The organism is Streptomyces mabaensis (assembly GCF_053763515.1).
Map to the genome: position 1 here is coordinate 57,906 of NZ_JBSOPZ010000027.1, position 20,981 is coordinate 78,886.

A 20,981-nucleotide genomic window follows, 5' to 3' on the forward strand; every position below is an offset into this window, starting at 1 on the left:
AGGTGAGTCATGGGGGGTGAGGCGTCAACGCCCGTGCCACGCTCCCTGCTGCCGGCCTCACGGCTTTGCCGGGGGACCGCAGGGCCGTGCGGGTTATCTGGCCAGAATGACCAAACAAACGGTGTCCGACCGGGCGCAGGGCGACTGGTCGTCACCGGCGCCCGGCCAGAGCCGGGTCAGCGCTGCTGGTTGGGCTTGGTCGCCTGCTGCTGCTCGCCGCTGCGGCGGAGGTGTTCGGCCTGCTCGCTGCCGTTGGCCGACTTCTTCGCCCCCTTCGCTCCCCGCTTGGCGGTCGTGGTCGACCGGCCCCGGGCGGCCGCCGTGGAGACACGCTTGGTGTCGCCGGGCATGGGCCGGTTCAGGGCCTCCCCCATCCTGCGCATCGCCGGGATGTCGACCGCGTCCGGCGCTCCGCTCGCGGGCGGGGGCGGTGTGCCGCCGCGTCGGGGACCGCTGTACTCGAGGGCCGCATCTCCCAGCCGCAGCAGTGCATCGGTGCTCGGCAGGTCCTCGCGCTGCTCCGTACCGCGTTCGTCGTCCCGCCGGAGCCGGTCCGCACCAGCCTGTGCCCATCCGGCGACCTTCTCGCACGCGCGGAGTGAGACCCGGCGGAAGAAGTCGGCGACGCGGCCGTCGCCCATGAGCTTGTCGAGGTGCTCCCCCGCTCGTTCCTTGATGACGCGCATCAGGTTGCCGAAGGCGCCCCGGACCGTCTGGATGCGCTGCCACTCCGGCAAGTCCTGGAGAGCGGGCGCGTGCTCGTCAGCCTGTCGCAGCGCCGTGTTCACCGCGCCCGCTTCCTTCTGCGGGTCGCGGTCTGCCTTCGGCGCTTCCTGCTCGCCGGAGGGCGGTGCGGTCGCAGGCGCGGGTGCGGACTCCGCGGCCGCAGCGGGCTGCACGGTGGTGACCGGCGGCGCCTCGGGAGCGGGCGCGGTCTCGGCGACGGCGTCGGCGAGCATCTGCTGGAGCTTGAGCAGGTCTGCCTGCACGTCGGCGAACAGGTCCTCGCTCGTGCCCTTGTCGGCGGGAACGTGCTCGTCCCACGCCTCCTGGACGCCGGCGAACTCCGCGACGACGTCGACCGGACGGTCCTCCGTCTGCTCAGAGGTCTCCTCTGGGCCGGTCCACAGCGGCAGTTCCCCGGTCGGCGCCGGGGCGGCGGGCTCCGCAATCTCGGTGAGCTCGGGCTTCTGGTCGCCCGGCTCGGCGGCCGCGCCCGTGTCGGCGGACGTCGGGGCGGCGGGCTCCGAACTCTCGGGTTTCGCGGGACGGGCGGGTGCGGCCATCTCGGGGTCCTCCGGTGCTTCGGGGCTCGGGGCAGGCGGTTCGTTCTCGATCGGAGTCGGGGCCCGCTCCGGGCCAGGAGCGTCCGCAGGTGCGGGCAGGACGCGCAGCTGCTCATACGCGCTCTGTGTGGCCAGGGCCAGCACCTGGATTCGGCGGGCCCCCTCGTCTCCCAGGTAGGTCCATAGCAGGAACTCGGAGCCGCCGGTGTTGGCCACGAGGGCGTCGGCGGCCCGCGCGAACTGTGGCGCGAAGTCCTCAACGGTGGCGGCGGCTTGGGCGGCCTGGAGCAAGCCGTCCTGTTCGGCGGCCGTGGTCACCAGCCAGGCGGCGACCTCGTCCACGCTGGGCGCCATGCCCTCCCGCAGGACGTCGCGCACCACGACGACGAGCGTCGCGCGCACCGCGTCGCTGCTCCAGGCCTGAGCGAGCGGGCCGCCCGGCAGGTGCTCGGCGAGCCATGCCTGCGTCTCTTCGTCAGACACCAGGTGCTCGGCCTGCTGCGCCGTGCGCATCAGCATGGGCACCTCCACCCGGACCGGCATGGGCATCCCCGGCAGGTCTGCGGACGTGACGCCGGGCAGGACCAGGGCCTGCGAGGCGTCCTCGGTGTTGACCATGGCCACGAGTTGTCCCTCGCTGGCCTCCCGCAGCCCGAGCACGACCACCGGGCCGCGTACCGGCTCAGGCGCCGCAGGGGGCGGAGGTGTCTGCTGCACGCTCTCCTCGCGGGCGGGTTCCGCCGGCGCCGCTGCGGCGGCGGCCTCCTGTTCGCGCTGGAGGGCCGTCCGCTCCGCCTGGACCGCGTCCAGGGTGGCCTGGAGGCGGGCGTGCAGACGCGTGGTGTCGTGCAACAGGTGCGCGAGGGGGAACGCCAGGTGCTGACGCTCATCGAGGGCGGGGTCCACGGGCAGCGTGCCGCCCCAGGCGTTGACCGCCTGCTGAACGGCGTCAAGGTTGGCGGCCATCTGCCGGGAGTTGTGGGCGTCGATCTCCGCTGCGGCCAGGTCGTTGAGTCGGGCGCTTAGTTCCTGGAACTGCGGGATCTGCGTGTAGTCCGCGCTCACCCGGGCGACCGCGACGGTGATGGTGTCGAGGTGTCCCAGTGCGGCGGCTCGCAGCTCGCCGCGCAGCACGTCCGCCCGCGTCAGCGATCCGTAGTCGGCGGCCGCGCCGGGCTGCACGCCGTACGGCGTTCCGGAGAAGGCCGCGAACATCACGGCGCCCTGGCCCGCCGCGTCCTGCGGTGAGCCGTTCAGGGCCGTCACGTCGGCGGGCAGGCCGTCGACCGTCAGGCGCGCGAACCAGCGCCCGGAGGCGGACAGGCGTACGGCGGCGATCGTGGTCTCGCCGTACCGCAGCTCACCCTCGTTGGGACCCTGCCCCTCCAGGCCGGTCAGGTGGAGCTGGTAGGCGGCGTCAGCGGGGAGCGGGAACACCTCCGTGTAGCTGCGAGGCGCAGGCGGGTCCTCAACATCCAGGACGGGGCTGTCGCCCACCGCTACGGCCGACGGCGGATCGGCGGCCGGGACGTCCGTCGTGACGGATGCGGGGTCCGGCTCGTCTGCCACTGCGTCCTCCTGGTCTGGTTCCCCGTCCGGCTCGCGGTCCGGTACGGGAGCGTCGTCCTGCGCCGCCGCTTCGGCGATCGGCTCGTTGACGGGCACGGTGTCGGGGGCCGGTTCCTCCACGGCGGCGTCCGCGCCCGGGCCCCCGGCCGCAGGGGCTGGCGCGGGAGGGGCATCGGCGGGTTCGACCAGCGAGAGCTGCCCGTCGTCGGCGGCCGTCTCGCCCTCCGCCAACGCCTCTTGCTCGGCGGGGGCCGGAGCTTCGATCGGCGCTGCGGTCAGCGTGCTCGACCGCCCTGCCTCGGCACCACGGGCGTGCTCGCGGGCCCATTCCAGTACGCCGTCCCACTGCACATACCGTGCGCTGGTCTGGTCCGGGCCCGTCACGACCAGGCGATGGCCGTCGTCGCCGGGCTGCCCCTGCTGGTAGACCATCTCCACCACGTACGCGAACCCGGCGACGGTCAGGTCCCAGCGCGGGCCGTGCTCGTACGGGCCGCGCAGGCGCCGCCCGTCAATGCGGACCGTGATGGTCTCGCCCTCGTACAGCGGTGCCGCTTTGCAGTCCTGGCGGTAGCCGAAGTACACCCAGTTGTCGCCGGCGTTGGGATGAGTCTCCGCTGTGTGGCCCAGCGCCGCCCGCGTGGCGATCTCCCTGGCGACGCTGACATCGGGGCCCACGCCGTACGAGACGCCATGCAGGTCGCGGGTCACGTAGCCCCGGTAGCCGCTCTCCGACTCCTGCGCCGAGCGGTAGCGCTTCCCGGTGGGCAGGTGGACGGAGGTCCACTCGTTGTCTGCCGTGCGGGCCACGGTGACGTCACGCTCGGGGTACGGGCCGGGCTGGATGCGGCGACCGCCGCGCCGGACTTCAGCCGCGTCGGCGAGTCGGGCGATCTCCTGGTAAGCCAGGCCCGTGGTCAGCTCGACACAGGGCGCGCACTCGGCGGCCATGTCGCCGCTGATCTCGTCCCGGCCGTACCAGTGCCACACCACGGTGTACCGGGCGGTGTCGGGGGTGCCGCAGCGCTCGCACTCGCCATGGTCGGCGTGCCCGTACACGCCCAGACGCCCCTTCTCCGGGCCCCCGTCGGTGCCGGGCGGGATCGCGGGCTCCGTCCTCTTTCCGCCGCGCCGACGGGCGGGGCGACGGGGGGCCGGGGCGTCCGGCGTTTCGGTGGGGAAGAGATCGAGCTGCCCCTCCTCCTCCGCCGCTCCGGTGGTTTCGGACGCGGAGTCGGCGGCCGCCGTACGGTCGGGCACGGCAGTGTCCGGCGGGTCGCTCACCCGGTTCTGTGCGGCCCGCGGGTCCTCGGGACGGAAGTAGTTCAGGTAGGTGCTGATCGTGTCGGCCCGGGTCTCCAGGTCGTCCCGCACGTCGGCATCGGGCTGTGTGGCCGACAGCCACAGCAGGCTGTCGTGCGCGACGGCCAGGTCCTCGGCGATGCTCCCGCTGTTGCTGCTGCCCTGCTCGAAGGCGGCCAGGATGTCCGCCAGTTCGGCGTGCCGGGCGGCGGCCGCCGCGTCGCCGCTCATCGCATCGGGCAGGGACGGGATGCCCGTGTTCGGGCGCACGAGGTGCCTGGTGAACGAGGCGGTCATGTCCTCGTCCAGCCGGTCAGGGATGGGCGGGCCGGTACGCAGGGCCCGTACCGCCAGTTCGGCAAGGGCCGCCTCCTGGCTGCGGAAGCGGGCCAGACCGGACAGACGGCGCTCAATGGTGCCGAAGATCGGCTCCGCGCTCCACAGCGGCTGAGCGCCCGATCCGGTGGGTTCGCCGACGTCGTTGAGGTCCGAGATCCGGCCGATCATGCGGCCGTCCATCCACACGTCGGCGCTGGTCTCTGTGAGGGCCGACGGGGCGGGCACGACCTGCACGCGGGCGGCGAAGGCACGCAGGCGTTCGGGCCCGCCGAACCGGACCGTGGCCTGGTCGTCGGTCTCCGCGCCGACGATCCGCCAGTACGGGGCGGGGCCGACCAGGTGCGCGGCCGCTTCGAGATCCGGCTCGTCGGTCGGTGCCGGGCCGGGCTCTGCCGCCGCGGCGGTGGGCTCCAGCTCGCCCCCGTCCGCCGGGGCGTCGGCAGCGGCCTCGGTCACGGCCGGTGCGGGCTCCGCGCTGGGGGCAGGGGTGTCCGGCGCCGCCTGCTGCTCCTCGGCAACCTCCGTCCGGGGACGGGGCTGGTAGGGCCCGGCGTACGGGTCGCTCTCGCCGATCGGGGGGATGGTGGCCCGCCACCGGGCGGTGTCGTACACCTCGAACTCGAAGCGCTCGGCGGCGTTGCGCAGCACCTTCGCGGTGCGGCGTTCTTCCGCCGTGATGCCCGGGAAGGCGTCCGCAGCGGCTTGGGCGGCCTCGCCGAGGGCCTGCATCTGCGCGACGTTGAGGTGGTACTTGCGGTGCGCGGCCACCCACTCCGGCGGCTCGACCGGCGTGCCGTCCGAGTAGCTGCTGTCGAGGGTGAGCTGCCGCAGCTCCCGGACCTGAGCTGTGGTCAGGCGCACCTCGCGGAAGGCGTATTCGGCAGAGATCGGGCCGCGATGCGCCGGTTCCTTGACCGCGTTCTTGTCGGTACGCACATTCCCGGCGGCACGGATCGCCGGGACGCCGGCGGAAGGGGGCAGTGCCTCATGGAAGGGCATGTCGTCGGGGGCGCCGCCACGGGCGTCCTGGCCCCACCAGTAGCGGCGGCCGTCGTCGCCGAGGCGGGCGCGCACCCAGCCGACGACCGCGCCGTCGGCGTCGACCACCGTGCCGTGCCCGGCCTCCACGTCCAGGTCGACCAGCCGGTTGCCGTCGCCGTAGCGCAGCTCGATGCCTTCGGCGGTCGAGGCCTGCGCAAGGTCCGCCGCGTTCTGCCGCCTCCTGGCCGCCCACTCGCCGTCCTCGGGCCGGGCGGTGCCGTCTGGCCACTGCACCTCGGCACCCTCGTAGACCCGGGTGCCGGACTGAGTGGAGACCAGCACCAGGTCTCCGTCCGTCCCGATCACCCTGCCGGGTCCGTCCGGCGTCTGGACGATCACGGTGTTCTCGGCGTCGGTCTCGCCGTCGGCGGCCGCTTCGTCGGGGTCGTCCGCCTCTTCGTCGGCATCGCTGTCCGCCGCGTCGTCGGCGGCGGCCGGGGCGGGCACGTCGGTCTCGGCGTCGGCCGGCGGGACGGGCTGCGGTTCGTCGGTGCCCGGCCCGGGCCCGGGCACGGCGACGCCCGGGGAGGTGTCCGTCTCCGTTCCGGGATCGCTCCCGGGCTCTGCGGTCGTCTCGGAGGCCTCCACAGCGGCCGGGAGGGAGGGTTCGGCCGGTTCCGTGCCGGTCGCGGCCGCGGGCGTCGTCTCCTGCGGGGCCTTGGTGGACTCTTCGGTGTCCTGCGGTGCGGGTTCGGGACCGTTGTAGGTGTAGGCGGTGCCCATCCGGTCGAGGAAGTCCCGAAGGCCGCGTACGGCGTCCTCCCGGGCATCCAGGGGCGTGTCGCGCCGCTGGTACCACACACTCTGTCGGCGCGACCAGCGGAAGCCCTGTTCCTTGAGCGCGTTGCGCACCGGCTGGTCGTCCCCGCGGGTGCCCTTCACCGTGGTGCCCTCGGCATCGTGGTTGATCACGATGGCGGACGGCGCTTGCTCCCGGGCGGTCTCCTCGGGCAGGTCGATCACGGCGCCGGGCGGTGCGGCGAGGATCGACTCCAGGTCCACCTCGAACAGCGGCTCCGTCTCGCCGCCGTAGAGCGTGTACAGGTCGAGGCTCAGGTTGGTCAGTTGCTCGCTCTGCGCGGCGCGCTTGTCTCCGACCTGGTAGTTGACCCACTCGTTGTAGCTGATGCGGAAGCTGCCGCCGACGCGCTCACCGACCTTGCCGATCTCGTGCACGAGGTCGAGGAGCGGGTTGTCCGGGTCGTAGGTGTAGCCGACGCCGGGCCGGTCGATGTAGGCCACGACGTCCTTGCCGGACAGCTTGTGGCGCTTCAGCAGCGGCTCGTAGTACCGCAGGACCGCCGCGCTGCGGGCCATCTCCGGGGAGGGCTCGGTGTGCTCCTCCGCCTCCGTCGGCACCGGAGCGGCCGGTTCCTCGGCGGGTTCGGCGTCGGGCTGCGGGCCACCGATGTGCGTGAGCGAGACACGGTCGCCCAGCGCGTCGATCAGGCCCTGGTGGGGCGCCGCCTCGGTGGTCTGCGCTTCCGCCGGCGCGGGGGCCGGGGTCTCTTCCGGCGCAGGGGCGTTGCCCGGCAGCAGGCGTGAGCCGTCGGGGACGGCGACGATGTTGCGGGGGTGGAGGCGACGGCGGAGGCCGTCCTCGTTGCGGCCGACGTAGTAGCCGTCCCTCGGATCGGGCCCCTCTTCGATCGTGACAGTGTGGTAGTGGAGTTGCCGGTCCTCCATGTACATGCGCCAGCCCGCGCGGACCGTGTCGCCTGGCACCAGCTGCACCGAGCTGTCCGTGAAGGGCTGGTGCCCGTCGGGGACCGCTTCGTCGCTGGAGGCCTCCCACCACGGGTCCAGCTGCTCGGGATCGGCGTTCGGGCCGCGGGTCTCTGTGGTGGGCGCGTCGTCCGTCCTCGTGCCCTGTTGCCCCTGTGCCCCAGCGGCAAGGAGGTCTTGGACCGCTGCCAGTTCGCGGTCCCGGACCGTGCCCAGGGCGTCGAGGGCGAGCTTGCCGTCGAGGCGGTCGATCAGCTGCGTCGGGGTCATCGCCTCCAGTTCGGCGGCGGTGATGCTGTCGCGGTCCAGCAGCGGAAGCAGATCGAACCCCAGCACGGCCTGAGCTTCGGGCGTGCCGATGCCGCTCCATCCGACGTACAGCGGGATGCCTCGGATGCTGGCGTACATGAGGCGGAAGTCGGGGTTGATGTTCTGCCTCTCGGGAGGCAGGTCGGCGAACTCGCTCATGGTCCGAAGGAGGTCGTCCCGCAGCTGCGTACCGGCGGCCTCGCGGTCGGTGATGGTGGCATTGCGCCGGTCCATGCGGAAGTCGGCGCCCTGGTCGCCGAGGTACTCCATAACGCTCTCCAGCGCCCGTACCTCGATCATGTGCACTTCGGCCTGGCTCTCCTGGCGTTCGCCTGCCCGCTGCTGCGCCAGGACGTCCAGGGTGGCGGACAGCCGCTGCGCGTACCGGCCGGCGACGTCCGCCACCCGGAGCAGCAGCGCCCGATCCCGCTCGGTGGCATACGCGTCGCGTTCGGCCAAGTACGTGTCCGCGCGGCGGGCCGCTTGGGCCAGGCCCTCGAACTGCTCAACCACCATCCGCCCGCCAGTCGGGCCCGCGGTCTCAGCCGCGACCCGGCTGCGGTGCTGCCATGAGGCGACGAGGCCGGCGGGGTTGGTGATCCGGGAGTCTTCGTCGGTCAGCTCCCCCTCGGCGTCGACCAGCATCGGCAGTGCCGTTTGTGTCGCCGCCCACCCCTCGTAGACGGCCTGAACGTGTTCTCGCTCGACCATGGCCTCCGACTGGCTCGCGAAGGGCTGCACCACCTCTGTCCAGCCCGCTCCGGCCATCGCCGCCATGTCCTGGGCGATCATCTGATCGATGATGGGGTCGTCGTCCCCTGCGGCAGGTTCCTCGTCCTGCGAGCCGGGCTCTCCCGGCCCCGGCGCGGTGCCCGAGAAGAGGTCCTCCACGGCTTCACGGAACCGCTGTTCCCTGGACTCCTCTGGGGCGGGTACTTCCTGGCTCTCGGCCGAGGTGCCGACGTCCGTGCCGGGTTGTTCGGTGCCCGGCTGCTCCTGCGGTTCGCCGGGGACCTCCTGACGGTCGGCGGTGTTCGCCGGGGCCGAGGTGTCGGCGGCCGCCTCGGGTTGCGCGGTCTCCTCGCTGGAGGCCGGTTCGGATGCGGTGTCGTCGCGGTCCGGCTGCACGAGGCCTTGGGCTCGCGCCTGTAGCTCGTCCTCGTCGGTGATGACCTTGCGCAGGGCGGCGATCTGCTCGCGCAGGGCGGTCAGTTCCTCATTGCCCTCTTCGGCCGCCTCCTCGCTGACGCTCCCGGCGCGCTCGACGCGTTCGGCGAGGGCGGCCTCCTTCTCGTTGGCGACGACGAGCTTGCCGAGGGCCCGCTCCTGGCGCTCCTTGGAACGGGCCTGGATCCGGTAGGGGTTGTCATCCTTGAGCCGCAGGTTCGCGGCGATCTCCTCGCGGCGGCCGCGCTGGGAGGCCGCCGACGCGTCGAGCTTTTCGAGATCGCCGTCCAGGTGGTTGAGGAAGTGCTCCAGGGACTGGATGGCGCCGCGCCCGTTGGACGGGGTGACGGTAGAGGCCTGCCATTGGGCGCGGTCCTCGCGCTGCCCCATGGGGACGACGTGCCCCCAGGCGAAGCGCAGGCGCAGTTGGCGGCGGCCGCTGGAGCCGTAGGCGATCTCCGCGTGGAAGTCCTGCCGGCCCAGGGTGCCGACGGGGATCCGCTGCCCGGGCCTGATCGACTGGTCTCCTGCGATGGCGGCCATGCGGGCACCGAGGGCGTTGGCGGCCGTGTCGCGGGACCGGTAGGTCGCATCGTCCACGGTCATGGCGAAGGCGTCGCCATTGGTGGGGCGGCGGTTCGGTGCCGCCTCCCGCATCCGTTCCAGGGCGAAGTCCGCCCGGCCGAGGAAGTCGTCGATGTCCTTCAGCTGCTGGCTGCGGCTGTCCTGCGCGCGGTCCCAGCTGCGGGCCAGCCCCTGGAGCCGGGACCGCTCCGCGGTGGCCTCGGCGAGTTGCAGGATCGCCGGGTCACCGGAGGCAAGAGCGGCGAGCATGCCGATGTTGAGGGCGTCGGCGCCGATGTCCTCGATCTCGCGCATGCTGAAGTCGCGGCGCTGGATCTGGCCGATGAACCGCGCCTTGCGGGCGAGCGTCGTCAGCCGGAACTCATCGAAGGTCCGCTCGGTGATGTAGTACAGGACGCGGACGTCGTCGGGGGTGTTGTCGACCCACGGGGCGTTGAGGTTGCCGCGGCGCTCGATCCGGCCGTCGCGCTGGGCCATGTCCGCCGGCCGCCACGGATAGGACAGGTGGTGCAGGGCGACCGCCCTGTCCTGAATGTTGGTCCCGGTCCCCATTTTCTGCGTGCTTCCGATCAACACGCGGACGCGCCCGGCACGGCAGTCGGCGAACAGCTTCTCCTTCTTGCGGTCGGTGCCCGCCTCATGGATGAAGCGGATCGAGTCCCGCGGCATCCCCCGCGCGACCAGTTCGTCGCGCAGGTCCGCGTACAGGTTGGCGGAGTGCTTGGCGGTGCTGCCCGGGGTGCCCTCGTCCAGGAAGACGAGCTGGAGGCCGCCGGGGAGGTCCTGCGGGTTGGGGTTGTCCGAGGAGATCGGGTAGACGATGTCCTTCGTCTCGTGCCAGATCTCCGTGATCTTCTCGGCGGCGTAGGGGATCTTGCTGCCCATGTCCTTGCTGCCGCCGATGGAGCGCATGTCGGTGGCGGCGGCGTCGGCGAGTTCGGCGACCTTGGTGTAGTCGAGCACCGGTCCGCCGGTCATGGGGTCGGTGCTGGTGATCTGGTTCGGGTTGATCCCCAGGCCGCGCAGTGCGTCGGTGGCGTCGACCAGGTCCAGGTCGACGGAGGCCCGCAGGCCTTCACCGAGGGCCTTGAGCACGCCGCCCGGCTTGCGCACCCACGGCTTGTGGGGAAGCTGCTTGATGAACTCGCGCTGCGCCGGCGTGGGCGGGATGAGGACCGTCTCGCCCCGCTGTCCGTCCTCGTTCTCCCGTACGGGTGGGGTGGGCAGGTCCAGGTCTTCGGCCATCTGCACGTCGGCGAAGGTCCGGTACGCGCCCATCAGCTCCGGGACGTTGAAGAACCGGCTGAACCGCGCCTTGTACTTGTAGCCGTCGCCCTTCGGGTCGGGCTCCAGGTTGGAGACGACCTCACCGAACGTCGCCGCCCAGTTGTCGAAGGCGTCGAGCCCCATGTCTTCGAGCAGCTTCGGGGCCAGGTAGCGCTTGAGGACGTACGCCTCGGTCACCGAGTTGGCGATCGGGGTGCCGGTGGCCAGGGTCGCGACGCGTTCGGACTCGTTCGTCTCGCGCAGCCAGGACAGCACCATGTGCAGCTTGGTGGCCTTCGCCGAGCCCTGGATCGCGGCGCCGGGGATCGCCGAGACGGTGCGCAGGTTCTTGTACTCGTGCGCCTCGTCCAGGAACAGGTAGTCGACGCCGGTGTCTTCCAGGAAGACGCCGTTGTCGTCGCCCATGGACTCGATCTGCTGCTGGAGCTTGGCCTCGGCGTTGGCCAGGCTCTCTTCGATCTGCTTGACCGTGTTGCGGCCCATCCCCGATTCGGCGGCGATGTCCAGCTGGCTGCGCAGCGACCGCATCTCCTGATCGAGGTAGGTCCGCATGTTGTCGGGCCGCAGCGGCACCCGGTTGAACGCCTCGTGGGTGAGGATCACCGCGTCCCACTCGCCGCCCGCGATCCGGCCCATGAACTTCGCGCGGCGCTTCACGTTCAGGTCGGACGCCGAGATCGCCAGGATCTTGGCGTTGGGGTAGAGCTGCCTGAACTCGCGGGTCCACTGCTTGAGCATGTGGTTGGGGACGACCAGGGCGGGCTTCTTCGCCAGGCCGGTGCGGCGCAGCTCCATCGCGCCGGCGGCCATCGTCGCGGTCTTGCCCGCACCGACGACGTGCGCGAGGAGCGCGGTCGGCTCGTGCACGATCCGGCGGATCGCGGCGTTCTGGTGCTCCTTCATCGTCCAGTCGCTGATCAGACCGGGAAGGGTCAGCGCGGAGCCGGAGTAGTCCGGCAGCACCAGGTTGTTGAACATCTCGTTGTAGAGCTTCGCGAGCCGGGCCGCCCGGGACTTGTCGTTCCAGACCCAGTCCTCGAAGGCCTCGGCGATGAGCTTGGCCTTCTCCTGCGCCGCGTCGGTGGCGTCCTTGTCGACGTAGGTGCGGCCCTCGTTGTCGCGGTAGGTCACCTGGATGGTCGACTCGGTCTGCCGCAGCAGCGCGGTGAACAGGTCCTGTGTCGGCCGGGATCCGGTGCCCCACTCCGTGCGGGCCAGGTCGCCGCTTTTGGCGCCGCGGACCTCCCACACGGTGCCGCCCGCGTGCAGGACGCTGGCGTCCTCGAACCCGAGGTGGGCGAGGAAGTCGTTGTAGACGTCGACCGGGATCCACGGGGCGCCGATCTTGGCCTTGATCTCGGAAGGGGCAAGGTCGGAGGGCTGGACCCGCTCCAGGGCGGCAACGTTGCCCAGGAACGTCGGATCGCCGACAGCCTGCTTCTTGGCGGCCGCGAGCTTGGTGCGGACGTTGCCGGACAGGTAGCGGTGACTCGGCTCCCAGGCGTTGTTCTGCTCCGGGTCGCGGTAGGCCAGCCCGGCGTCGGCGACCTGCGCGGCCGCACTCTCCGCATCCGTGCCGAGCAGGCCGGCCACGCGCGCCATGTCCAGCCGGCCGCCGTCGTACTCCATCGCCAGGGCGATGGCGTCCTCGTGCGAGGTGGCCCGGACCGGCAGCCGGCGCGGCTCCAGGACGCGGGAGAGCAGCACCTGCTGCTCGGTGCCCTTGCCCGTCCGCTCGTCCCACTCCTCCAGGCCGAACAGCAGCGAGGCGTCGGGGTCGTCATCGATCCAGGCGAAGGCGGTGCGCGCCTTCCACCCCTCGGGAACGTCCTTCAGGCCCTGCGCCGTGGCGCGGGCCCGGGCCTCGGCAGGGGTGAACTTGTAGTGCTGGCGCGGCTTGGTCAGCGGCGGGTGGCCCTTGCGGTAGTCCCGCCACCCGACGCGCAGTTCCGCCCGCAGCCGGGCGAGCTGCGGGGTCTCGCCGGGCTCCGGGGTCGCCGCCTCCGCCTCATACAGGGCCAGTGTCAGGCTCTTGAGGCGGATGAGCTTGACCAGTTGCTCGCGCTGGTCGGGGTGGACCTCCAGCGGGACCGGGCGGCCGCCGTCGATGATGGTGGGGTTGCCCTCGGCGTCCAGCCCCAGGGCATCCTCCGTGCCGCCGGTGACGATCGTCTGCACCGGCTCCGTGCGCTGGTCCGCAACGGCGGTCAGCGCGGCGGCCTCCGCCTCCACGGCGATGGCGGCCGCGGCCGCCGCCAGGGATTCGGCCGGCGTCTGGTCCGTGCGCCCGACGACCGTGACGTCGGGGCCCCACTCCCTGGAGCCCGCGCGCAGCTCGCCGAGCACGTACTCGGGGTGTGCGTCGAAGTAGGTGTTGACCGCGAGTTCGTCGTCGTGGCCGGGCAGGGCCCGCTTGGTGGCGGTCAGCCAGGTCGCGTCTCCCGGTTCCTCGCCGTCCATGCGGCGCCGCAGGAACAGCACGTCCGTGACCACGTCGGTCCCGGCGGCCGCCATGTGCGCCCGGGCCGGCAGGCGGACCGCGCCGACCAGGTCGCCGAGCTGATACATGCGCTCGCGCGCCTCGGGGGACTCCGCGTCCAGGGTGTAGCGGGAGGTGATGAGCGCGACGATGCCGCCGGGGCGGGTGGCGTACAGCGACTTCAGCACGAAGTGGTCGTGGATCGAGAGCTTCAGGTCGGCGTTGTGGACCTTGTCGAACCGCTTATACCGGCCGAAGGGCACGTTGCCGACCACGCCGTCGAAACCGCCGTCGGCGAGCGGGATCTCTTCGAGACCGCTGGTGATGATCTCGGCGTCCGGGTACAGGCGGCGGGCAATCGCCGCGGTGGTCGGCTCGACCTCCACGCCGGTCATCTGCACCGGGTCACGCATGAGGACTGGGGCGAAGCCGATGAAGTTGCCGCTGCCGCTGCCCGGTTCGAGGACGCGGCCGCCCTTGAAGCCCAGGCCGCGGACCGCGCCCCAGATCGAGCGCACCAGGTCGGCGTCGGTGTAGTGCGCGTTGATCGTGTTGCGGCGGGCCGCCGCCCACTCGTCTTCCGTGAGCAGGGTCTGGATCTGCTCGCGCATGTCACCGACGGCGTCCCAGCGCGCGGCGGCCCGCTCGTAGGCGTCGTCCGCGTCGAAGGCCTCACGCGCCGGCCGCGGGTTGAAAATGACCGGCAGCGCACCCCAGCCCGACCAGCGCGCCAGAACCCGCTGCTCCTGCTCGGACGCCGGGCGCCGCTCACCCTCCAGGACGCGCAGCGCCTCCAGGGCCGCCAAGTTGGCGCGGGCCCGCTCCCCCTGCCCGGACGGGGCAAGATCCTGCTGACCGTCCGGCCGGAAGCGGGGCGGGGCTACATCTCCCGGTGCTCCGTCCCCGGCTCCTTCTCCAGCCAGATCTCCTCCGCGTACACCAGCTCCTGCGCCTGCGACCGCGTCACCCGCCGCGCCGCCCCCCGCTGCTCCATCGGGAGCTTCTGGAGCAGTTCGGTCGTCCGCTGCCCGATCTCCTCCGTCACCCGAAGGTCCAGCGCCTGGAAGAACTCCTCCTGCTGCTCCGGGCCCCCCAGCTCCTCCAGCGCCTGCGGCCTGTACGTCTGCCAATACTCCCGAGCCGTCCGCCCGTGCCTGCTCAGCTGCGTCACTACGGTTCTCCTCGTCCTCGCGGAGCGGCGGCTCCACTCCTCCGATGCTCATGCGCGTTCTCCCCCGTGGTGCTGGTAGGGCACAGACTTTTGATCCGCCCGGCACGCCGTCACCACGGACGGGACCAGAGGCTTCACCCGGCCGCATCCGGATGCTCAGCAACGGCCGGACGTGATCCATCCTCTTTGACCCTACGACTCACCAACAGCGGTTTTCCTCTGCCGCACCAGCAACCGCCTTACGTCGCCCGCGACACGGCCGGAGCAGTACGTGGCTCAATTATCTGGCTACATTTCCACTATGGCGAGCATGGCGAAGGTGAAGTTCCACGTGGCCGTGACTGAGGCGTCCCTGAAGCGACTCAACGAGCACGCCAAGGACGAGCGGGATCGCGAGGAGGCCTGGATCAGCGAGCGCCGGCGGGAGCTGCTCGTCCCCGGCCTTTCCCGGCGCGCGGCCGCCGCCGTCCGCCGCAGCATCCGGGCGGAGGTCGCCAGAAAGCGCCGCAGCGTCGAGTTCGGCGGCAACCGGGACGACATCATCACCCGGGCCGTACGCGAGGAGCTGCGAGCCCGCGGCATGGGCCACAAGTGGCCGAAGTCGCCGGAGGGCGAGGTCGACGCCCCGGGCCGCCGGTGGGGCACTCCCCCGAGCCAGCCCATGGGCGAAGGGGGCTACACCCATCGCCTCTCGCTGAACCTGCCGTACACCCTCGGCGAGACCGTGCGCCGCGCCGCGTACTGGACCAGCAAGGACGCCGTGGAAGCCCTCCAGGAATGGGCCGACCGCTGGGGCGACGGTGTCGACGTGGCCCTACGCGAAGCCGCACGCGACGGCATCCCCGCCGAACTCGCCCTCGCGGCCGCCGCCGGGAACCTCTCCGCGCCACAGTCCGCACTGGAGATCAGAGACAGACTCCGCGCCCAGGTGCTCACCACCGGCGACCTACTCCGCGCCGCGGTCGACCGAGCAACCCAGGACAAGCAGCCCGAACTTCCCGGCCGGACCTGAGTGCAGAAACAACAGTTTCCAACTCGTTCTATTTCTCTCGAACGAGGCCCACGCATTCCATGGAGCGCGGTGCACGCCACGGCCGTCTTCGTCTGGCAAGCTTTGCGGCGATCCGAGTAGCCGCACCGCGCGGTGAAACCACGGAAACGGAAGGCCATCGAATGACCACATCCACAGCGCTCCGAGCGGCCACAGGCACAGCCGCCAGAGCTGTTGGCCGGACGGCGAAGGTAATCGTCGTCATTCAGCAGAAGGGCGGCGCGGGCAAGTCCACGATCGCGGTCAACACCGCCGCTTGCGCAGGCCGGTCGGCGGTGATGTCCAACGCGGACGAATCCGTAGGCTCCCCCGTCGTCGCGGCTGGCATCGACGTGCAGGGCACCCTGGAGAAGTGGTGCGCAGGGGTGCGCGAGGAGGCACTGCCGTTCGACTACGTCGTCACCAAGAGCAAGCTCGACATCCTCCCGAGCATCGTGGCCGATCCCGACCGGCGCCGCATCATCGTCGATACCCCTGGATTCATGGACATCGACCCTGACGCGGAATGGGGTGCCGACCCCCTGGGCAAGAGCCGGACGGCAGATGCCCTGCGTGAGGTCCTGGAAGTGGCAGACCTGGCGATCGTGCCGATCACTCCGTCCAAAATCACCTGGGACGAGTGCGAGTTCACCATCGAGCAGGTACTCAAGCCGAGGGGCATCCCGTTCCTGGTCGTCATCAACATGCACGACGCCGGCAAGGACAAGGGGGAGAAGCAGCTCAACAAGGTGAAGGCCTGGATCGATGAGCGGAACTACCCGCGCGTCGCCGACCCGATCCGCCGCTACACGATCCACGAGCACGCGTACGAGAACGGCACCTTGGTGACCGAGTACAAGATGTCCGGCACGGCTCTGAACGCGCGGGAGGACTTCATGCGCGTGGCCCTGACGATGGAGCAGATGCTCTGATGGGCAAGGCGATCAATGTGGGCGGGGCCCCCACGGCACCGGGACGTCCAGACAATGTCGTTGAGCTGGCGCGTGCGCTCGGCGACTCAAACAAGCTCCCCAGTAAGCAGCTCACCGACACTCCGGCGCTCATCGCGCAGGAGCAGGACCTGTACCTCAAGTGCGAGAGCGCGATCGAGAACCTGCGCTTCGCCTTCTGGGCCGCAGGCAAAGCGCTTCAGGTGGTGCGGGACGCCCGGCTGTACCGGGCAGAGTTCGACACCTTCGAGGAGTACACGCAGACCAAGTGGGACATCACACCGCAGTACGCGGGCAAGCTGATCCGTACCTGGCGCGTCGCCGAGGCGCTGTTCCACGCGAAGCCAGGCGGCGGCATGGAAACAATTGTTTCCAAGAAGCTCGGCTACGGACAGGCCTGGGCGCTGGTCCCCTTGGTCGAAACCCACAGCGTGCAAGCGGCGGTCTACCTCTACCTGGGACTGCTGAAGATCAAGGGTGCAGGCCTGACGGCCGCGATCGTCCAGGGTGCAGTGGAGGCACTCCCCAAGGAGGCCGCTGGCCACAAGGCGAAGACCGAGGACGCGGCCCTCACCTACCTGAGCACCTTGGAGGTGGAGACGAGCTCGGCTCTGCCAGCGATCGACCCCGCGAAGGTATCGAGGGCACTCACCAAGGCCGCCAGGACTTTCGACACCGGGGCTGTTCAGGCAGCCCTGGAGCACGACCCGGAACGCACCCGCACCGCCGTGAAGTCTCTGATCGAGGCACTATCGTCGGCCGCAGGCGTAACCGTCTCGTTCACTGGCGATGAAACTGAGGCAGCTGTCGAGGAGAAGTCCGAAGGCGCAGCCGGAGACACTGAGGTCGAGGCAGTCACGGCATCGGCCGCATAACCGCCCCCGAACGCAAAGAAGCGGGCCCCGTCCGAGGACGGGGCCCGCTTCGTGCTTGTCAGCTCAGGTAACGGGCGCAGGCCGTGATGAATAGCTTGGTGAACGGGTCGTCGCCGGGGCCCTGGAGGAGTTCCCACCAGGCGAGCGCGACCAGGTCGGCGAGTTCCTCCGCCCGGCTGGTGCCGTCGACCGGGGTCGGTGCGGCGCCTGTGGCGCAGCGGGGCCGGCGGCGGTCAGCCACTTGGGCAGGCCGCCGCCGGGGAAGCAGACTTGCAGGGCGCGCCGTACAGGTCGGCGGGGACGGCAGTCACCGCTCAGCCCGTCCGGGGGTGTTGGAGACGCGCCGCTGGTTGGACGAGGCGCCCCAGGAGGGGCGGTAAGGCCTGCCCGGGTACCGCCGCGACGAGCGCGGCGAGGGGGAGGGAGAAGCTGGTGAGCAGGACGCCGGACTTGGCGTCCGTGCGCAAGATCTCGGCGAGGACGGTGGCGTTGGCCGCGTCCAGACGCGCGTCGATGCTGTCGGGGCTGTCCGGGACGGTCATCGGGTTCCTTCCGTGCTGATGGTCCAGGTCCAGGGCTCGGGGTCGGCGGCGGCGTTGGCGGCCGCGATGCCCAGGCGGGTCGCAAGGTCGCGGACCGCCTTCTTGAGGCGGCGGTGGTCGGCGATGCGGCGCAGCAGGATCGCGAGGAGAGCCGCATGGTCGGCGTTGAGGCTGTGCTCGCGCTGTCCGGCGTCGTCCAGCAGCGCCGTGAGCGGCGGGTGGTCGTCAGCCGGTAGGTAGTTCCGGGCGTACTGGGCCAGTTCGCGAAGCTGACCGACGGGGATGGTGTCGACGCCGAAGAAGTCACTGCCGTGGCTGACGACGATGTGCGTGGTTGCCATGATCGGGGTTCCCTTCGGTCAGCGACGGCGGTTGTCGTTCTTGGTCTGCGCGATCAGCCCGTTGTTCTTGGTGCTGTGGGTGCTGTGGTCCTGGTGGACGGGGCCCTCGTAGTGGTGGTGGTTGATGGTGCGGATGCCGTGCGCGCGGCGCAGGAGGCCGCCGACGGCGAGGATCAGGGCGATGGGCCCGCCGACCCCGAGGGCGAGGTTCACCGGGTCGACGGTGCCGAGGGTGTAGAGGACGAGCGAGGTCATGCCCCCGATGGGGACGGACGCGGCGCCGGCGGCGAGCATGATGGCGCTGACGTCGGTGGCCTTCTGGCTCATGGGCGCCCGCCCGGCCTGCGGGACGGGCGGCGCGTCGCCGGTGAGCGGCGCGGTCGTCATGTCCTTGTAGTAGGTGGCGACGGGCGTTCTGTCGCTCAGTCCTTCGGCGATGAGCCGGGCTGCTTCGGCTTCCTCGTGGGCTTCGTTCAGCGCGAGGTCCGTGGGGCGGTCAGAGTGGTTCACTTGTTGGTGCTCCTTCGTAGCGTCGGGGGAGTGGCAGGGGACCGGCCGTTTCGTGACGGAGTAGCCGGTCCCCTGCGTTTCTGTGGGTCAGCGGAGGTGGTAGACGCCCTTGCCGATGCCGACGATCACGCCCTCGTTGGCGAGCGTGCTGACCTCGTTGTTCACGCTGCGGGTGGCGGGGCCGCCCTCGGTGCCGCAGCCGACGGCGGTGCGGATCTCCTTGAGCGCCATTCCGTCGGGGTGCCCTTCCAGTGCGGCGAGGATCCGCTCGCGGATCGTGGGGGCCTTCGCCTTGGTGGCCGCCATCGGCGACGGGGCTTCGGGCAGGTCCTCGTCCGCCTCCTTCGCCTTGTCGTCGGCCTCGTTCCGGCCGCCCCGCGTCCCGGAGGGCGCTGACGGGCCGTCTGTGGCCTTCCCTGCCTCCGCGGTGCCCCGGCGGGCGTACGCGGCGCCGGCGGCGCGGGCTTCGCCCGGGCTGAGGGTCGGCATCGGGCGACCGTCCATCAGCTTTTCGAGCTGCGGGTACAGGCCGTTGACCTTCGCCAGGACGAAGGTGCGGAAGAGGATCGCCTTGCCCTCGGTGATCAGCCATCCCATGCCCGGGGTCGGTACACCCTCGGTGGCTGCGGTGCCCTCGAACAGTTCCTTGGCGCCCCCTCCCTCGTAGATTCGCTCCGGAATCGGGGACACGTGAGCGCCGATCGGGGCAATGCCGTCCAGGCCCATGCCCTGGGTGGACGACGAGGCGGTGCGGAGGAGGAAAACGTGCCCCTCCTTACCCTTCTCGCGGATCTCGTGGTTGTCGCCGAGTTCCTTGAGGTGGAGGGACTGCACCGCGAGGTCGACGCCGATGCCCACCTTCTGGCCGGTCTTCTGGAGGTCGCCGATCATCCAGGCGGCTTCCTTGCGGACCTCCTGGTCCAGGGAGGAGAGCAGACGGTTGATCTCGTCGCCGGTCCACTGGATCAGGCGCCACGGGCCGTGGAAGTCGAAGTCTCCCCGGCCGCGGCTGTTGGCCTCGCGGTACTCCTTGACCGCGTGCAGCGCGCGCAGCTGCTGCATCGTCTCGGCGGGGCCCTTGGCCATCCAGTCGATGCGGCCTTCCATCTCCGGCATCGACATGCCGCCCTGGACGTCGGCCATCCAGGAGATGACGCCGGAGATCCGCTGAGCGGCGCCGAGGATGCGCATCAGGCCGGACTTGCCCGCGCCGGTGGTCCCGGCGGTGATGCCGTGCTGAGCCCGACCCGTGTCGAAGTTGAACAGCTGGATCCGGGCCACCGAACCGTCGTGGGCAACGCCGATGGAGATGCGACCTCGGTCGTCCATCGTCAGGTCCTCCACCGTGGGAGCCCGGACGTGGAGAAGGGGGTTGGCCCGGTAGATGTAGACGACCGCTTCGCGCGGGCCCGCGCCCTCCATGACGAGGCGGGAGATGTCGTCGATACCGAGCGCGGAGCACAGTGCCTCGTGGTTGACACGCAGGGTCTTTCCGCGCGGAGCGGCGATCCGCAGCCGGATCTGCTCCTCGCCGATGCTGTACGCGACCAGGTCGACGCTGGTGGCCGCGCCGCCGGTGCAGTTGACGTGTTCGGCCCAGATGCGTTCCAGGGCAGCACCGGGGTCCTCGGCTTCGGCCTCCAGCGCTTCCGCCGTACGCCGGGCCTCGGCGAGGCGGGGCGCGACCTGGATGGCGAGACGGCCGGGGCCGTAGCCGTCGACCGCCTTGGTGGCGACCGCGTCCACGGGCACGTCGAAGACGCCGGCGATGGCCCGCTCGTCCAGCGTGCGCGGGACGGCTTGGCCGACGGGGGCGAGGACGACCGCTTCGAAGTCGGGCTCATCCTGGTTGTACTGCCGGATGCCTTCCAGGGTGGTGTCCCCGGTGGCCTGCGCCTGGTTCCACAGGGCCCGCATGTGGTCCTCGAAGGTGACCGGCTCGCCCTGTACGACCTCCGGCTCACCGGCGAGGACCGGGAGGAGGTTGTCGACGGCTCGCGCGATGCCCTTGGACCGTGTCCAGGGCGCCATAGGGATCATCACGGCGGTCCAGGCGGCCGCCCCCAGCATCGGCCAGCCGTTGGGGTAGTCGAGGACGGGGGCGAGCAGGCCCGCCGTGTAGGCGCTCGACCAGCCGAGCACGGGCAGGGCCCGCATGGACGAAGTGAGTCGCCGCGTCCAGTCCTCGGTGTCGCTGCGCTTCCACAGCACGATGCCGGTGAGGGCGCCGGTGGCCAGGGACGCGCCGTGTGCCCACCACGGCACGTCCATCTGCGGGCCGATGGCGGCCCAGGTGCCGGCGGCGCCGTACGCAGTGCGTTCCGCCCAGGCCAGGCGGCGGGCGGTCTTGCGTGTCAGCCCCCGCTCACCGGCGGTGGTGTCGGCCTTCACGACGTCGGTCGTCATCGTCATATCCCCTCCGGGAGGAATAAGGGGAGGGGCCCCGGCGCGTTCGCCGGGGCCCCTCCCGTGG

Annotated in this window: 10 protein-coding genes; 3 read left to right on the forward strand and 7 right to left on the reverse strand. The window is 71.1% G+C overall.

What is annotated here, in order from left to right; translation table 11 throughout:
* Positions 1-176 precede the first annotated feature (176 nt).
* The gene (locus ACWV17_RS23340) at positions 177-13,895 is read right to left on the reverse strand and encodes a DEAD/DEAH box helicase family protein (RefSeq protein WP_455361269.1); all 13,719 of its coding nucleotides are present in this window, start codon (positions 13,893-13,895) and stop codon (positions 177-179) included.
* 74 nt (positions 13,896-13,969) lie between these two features.
* Positions 13,970-14,260, reverse strand: coding sequence for a hypothetical protein (locus ACWV17_RS23345; RefSeq protein WP_455355880.1), 291 nt, complete (start codon positions 14,258-14,260; stop codon positions 13,970-13,972).
* A gap of 301 nt (positions 14,261-14,561) precedes the next feature.
* Between ACWV17_RS23345 and ACWV17_RS23350 the strand changes: the two genes are divergently transcribed.
* The 3 genes from ACWV17_RS23350 (at position 14,562) to ACWV17_RS23360 (ending at position 17,115) form a co-directional block, all read left to right on the forward strand.
* On the forward strand, positions 14,562-15,272 hold the full coding sequence (locus tag ACWV17_RS23350; RefSeq protein ID WP_455361270.1) for a hypothetical protein: 711 nt from the start codon (positions 14,562-14,564) through the stop codon (positions 15,270-15,272).
* A 161-nt stretch (positions 15,273-15,433) separates the two neighbouring features.
* Positions 15,434-16,222, forward strand: coding sequence for a ParA family protein (locus ACWV17_RS23355; RefSeq protein ID WP_455355978.1), 789 nt, complete (start codon positions 15,434-15,436; stop codon positions 16,220-16,222).
* On the forward strand, positions 16,222-17,115 hold the full coding sequence (locus ACWV17_RS23360; protein WP_455361271.1) for a hypothetical protein: 894 nt from the start codon (positions 16,222-16,224) through the stop codon (positions 17,113-17,115). Before ACWV17_RS23355 ends, ACWV17_RS23360 begins: the two co-directional genes overlap by 1 nt.
* Positions 17,116-17,173: 58 nt before the next feature.
* Here ACWV17_RS23360 and ACWV17_RS23365 read toward each other — a convergent pair whose 3' ends face one another.
* The 5 genes from ACWV17_RS23365 to ACWV17_RS23385 all read right to left on the reverse strand — a co-directional run bounded on the left by ACWV17_RS23365 (position 17,174) and on the right by ACWV17_RS23385 (position 20,914).
* Positions 17,174-17,356: a hypothetical protein gene (locus ACWV17_RS23365; RefSeq protein WP_455355976.1), complete on the reverse strand. Its 183-nt coding sequence runs from the start codon at positions 17,354-17,356 to the stop codon at positions 17,174-17,176.
* A gap of 73 nt (positions 17,357-17,429) precedes the next feature.
* Positions 17,430-17,657, reverse strand: a complete 228-nt coding sequence (locus ACWV17_RS23370; RefSeq protein ID WP_455355975.1) for a hypothetical protein — start codon at positions 17,655-17,657, stop codon at positions 17,430-17,432.
* Positions 17,654-17,998 carry a DUF7739 domain-containing protein gene (locus ACWV17_RS23375; protein WP_455355974.1) on the reverse strand — a complete coding sequence of 115 codons (345 nt, stop codon included), beginning with the start codon at positions 17,996-17,998 and terminating at the stop codon, positions 17,654-17,656. Before ACWV17_RS23375 ends, ACWV17_RS23370 begins: the two co-directional genes overlap by 4 nt.
* A gap of 18 nt (positions 17,999-18,016) precedes the next feature.
* Positions 18,017-18,508 (reverse strand): hypothetical protein, encoded by a 492-nt coding sequence (locus ACWV17_RS23380; protein ID WP_455355973.1) that lies wholly within the window; start codon positions 18,506-18,508, stop codon positions 18,017-18,019.
* Between the two features lie 87 nt (positions 18,509-18,595).
* Positions 18,596-20,914: a hypothetical protein gene (locus ACWV17_RS23385; RefSeq protein ID WP_455355972.1), complete on the reverse strand. Its 2,319-nt coding sequence runs from the start codon at positions 20,912-20,914 to the stop codon at positions 18,596-18,598.
* Positions 20,915-20,981: the final 67 nt, after the last annotated feature.